Annotated in this window: 2 protein-coding genes; both read right to left on the reverse strand. The window is 63.7% G+C overall.

Features of this window, described 5'->3' with window-relative positions:
• Positions 1–461, reverse strand: a 461-nt coding sequence (locus ACR2JA_RS13235; RefSeq protein ID WP_434009544.1) for a YoaK family protein, incomplete at its 3' end; no start/stop codon positions are given.
• 171 nt (positions 462–632) lie between these two features.
• Positions 633–2,738: a methionine--tRNA ligase gene (metG, locus tag ACR2JA_RS13240; protein ID WP_434009545.1), complete on the reverse strand. Its 2,106-nt coding sequence runs from the start codon at positions 2,736–2,738 to the stop codon at positions 633–635.
• Positions 2,739–2,816 lie beyond the last annotated feature (78 nt).

A 2,816-nucleotide genomic window follows, 5' to 3' on the forward strand; every position in this document is an offset into this window, starting at 1 on the left:
ATGCGCGCCTGTGAGATCTTGGTGATGACCGCGTTCTGCAGGCCCATGATGTAGCACAGCAGCACCACGGTGACCGGCAGGAACACGGTCTGCCACAGGCTCATGGCGGCGCCGAAGATGCCGAACACCAGGAGCAGCGCGGCTTCCACGAACAGTGGCAGGCCGTAGGCGCTGCGCAGCTGCCGACGCATGCCCCAGTTGACCAGCCAGGCGGTGCTCATGGCGCCCAGCAAAAACGCCAGCACCGCGACCAGCGCGGCACCCGCCAGCACGAACTGCCCGAGCACCAGGTGATCGGCCAGCGCCGAGACCATGCCCGTCATGTGCGAGGTGTATTGCCCCACTGCCAGGAAGCCACCCGCGTTGGCCGCACCGGCCACGAAGGCCAGCACGGTGCCCAGCTTCAGGTCGGCCTGCGGCGTGCGCTGCAGGCTGGTGAAGCCGCGGATGGGTTCGAACATCGGCGGAGGTCAGAGGGGGGGAGGGCGTCGGGCGTGCCCGAAAGGGCGTCCGCCAGCGCCGCCGGCAAGGCGCAAAGCACAGCCGTAGCTTGGGCTACGGCGCGCATTTGCAACGCCGCTGGCGGTGTTGGAGGGCGTCAAGGCGGGCATGGCTGATGCTCTCCCACCCTCTTAGTGGATGCGCATGCCGGGTGTAGCGCCCGGCCAGGGTTGCAGCACGTGGATGCCGGGTTGCGCCTTCTCGTCGGCGTGGCTGGCGGCCAGCACCATGCCTTCGCTGACGCCGAACTTCATCTTGCGCGGCGCCAGGTTGGCCACCATCACGGTCAGCTTGCCTTCCAGGTCTTCGGGCTTGTACATGCTGGCGATGCCGCTGAACACGTTGCGGGTCTTGCCCTCGCCCACGTCGAGCGTCAGGCGCAGCAGCTTGGTCGAGCCTTCCACCGCTTCGCATTTCACGATCTGCGCGATGCGCAGGTCGACCTTGGCGAAGTCGTCGATGGAGATCGTGGGGGCGATCTCTTCACCTCCCGGGATCACCTTGGGCTCTTCGGGTGCTGGCGGCGGCTCGAACAGGGCGTCGAGCTGCGCGATGTCCACGCGCTGCATCAGGTGCTGGTAGGCGCCGATGGTGTGGCCGGCGCCGAGCAGGCGGTCCGCGTCGGCAAACGTCAGCGGCTGGATCTTCAGGAAAGCTTCCACGTTCGCGGCCAGCGCAGGCAGCACCGGCTTGAGGTAGAGCGAGATCAGGCGGAAGGCCTCGATGCAAATGGTGCAAACCTCCCACAAGAGGTCCTGCATGTCATCTTTCTTTGCGAGTTCCCAGGGCTTGTACTCATCGACAAACCGGTTGACCTCATCTGCGAGAGACATGATTACTCGCATGGCTTGGCCGTATTCGCGACTTTCGTAGAGCTGTTGCACTTTTGGTGCCGCATTGAGCAAGCTTCTCAGCACCTGAGCCTTCGAGCCAATCAGCACTCCTTCTGGGCTCGTTTCTGGAATGGATGGGCCAGCAGAAATAGCCAAGTGCATCAACTTACCTTCAAAGCGCTTGGCAATGAAGCCGGCCGCGCGCGAAGCGATGTTGATGTACTTGCCCACCAGGTCGCTGTTGACGCGCAGCATGAAGTCGTCGCGGTTGAAGTCCACGTCTTCGTTCTTGCCGGACAGCTTGGCCGCCAGGTAGTAGCGCAGCCACTCGGGGTTCATGCCCAGGTCCAGGTACTTGAGCGGGTTCAGGCCGGTGCCCCGGCTCTTGCTCATCTTCTCGCCGTTGTTGATGGTCAGGAAGCCGTGCACGAACACCGCGTTGGGGACCTTGCGGCCGCTGAACTTGAGCATCGCCGGCCAGAACAGCGTGTGGAAGGTGATGATGTCCTTGCCGATGAAGTGGAACTGCTCGGTGGTCGGGTCGGCCATGAAGGCGTCGTAGTCGCGACCGGTCTTGCCGAAGTAGTTCTTGAGCGAGGCGAGGTAGCCGATGGGGGCGTCCAGCCACACATAGAAGTACTTGCCCGGCGCGTCCGGGATCTCGATGCCGAAGTAGGGCGCGTCGCGGCTGATGTCCCAGTCGCCCATCTTGGGCTTGCCATCTTCGCCGGGCTCGATCCATTCGCTGATCTTGTTGAGCACCTCGGGCTGCACCGCGCCGCTTTGCGTCCACTGGTCCAGGAAGGCCAGGCAGCGCGGGTCGGACAGCTTGAAGAAGAAGTGGTCGGAATGCTTGAGCACCGGCGTGGCGCCGGACAGGGACGAGTAGGGGTTCTTGAGTTCGGTGGGCGCGTAGACGGCGCCGCAGACCTCGCAGTTGTCACCGTACTGGTCCTTGGCGCCGCACTTGGGGCATTCGCCCTTGATGAAGCGGTCGGGCAGGAACATGTTCTTCTCGGGATCGAAGAACTGTTCGATGGTGCGGGTCTCGATCAGGTCGTTGGCCTTGAGCGCGCGGTAGATGTCCTGCGCGAGCTGGTGGTTTTCCGGGCCGTCGGTGCTGTGCCAGTTGTCAAAGCCGATGTGGAAGCCGTCCAGGTAGGGCTTGCGGCCGGCGGCGATGTCGGCCACGAACTGTTGCGGCGTCTTGCCGTCCTTTTCGGCGGCGATCATGATCGGCGCGCCGTGCGCGTCGTCGGCGCAGACGAAATGCACCTCGTGCCCCTGCATGCGCTGGAAACGCACCCAGATGTCTGCCTGGATGTATTCCATGATGTGGCCGATGTGGAAATGCCCGTTGGCATACGGCAGGGCGGTGGTGACGAACAGGCGGCGCTGGGACATGGGATGGGCTTTTTCAAGAGGCCTGCAGCAGGCATGCGAGTGGCTGGCCTGCCCGTGGGCGAAAGTGCGATTTTATGC

The organism is Hydrogenophaga sp., assembly GCF_051007235.1.
Lineage (GTDB): Bacteria > Pseudomonadota > Gammaproteobacteria > Burkholderiales > Burkholderiaceae_C > Hydrogenophaga.

Bases quoted from the DNA above. Each gene is read 5' to 3' on its own strand.
- metG (WP_434009545.1), bottom strand. From the start codon at position 2,738: ATGTCCCAGCGCCGCCTGTTCGTCACCACCGCCCTGCCGTATGCCAAC.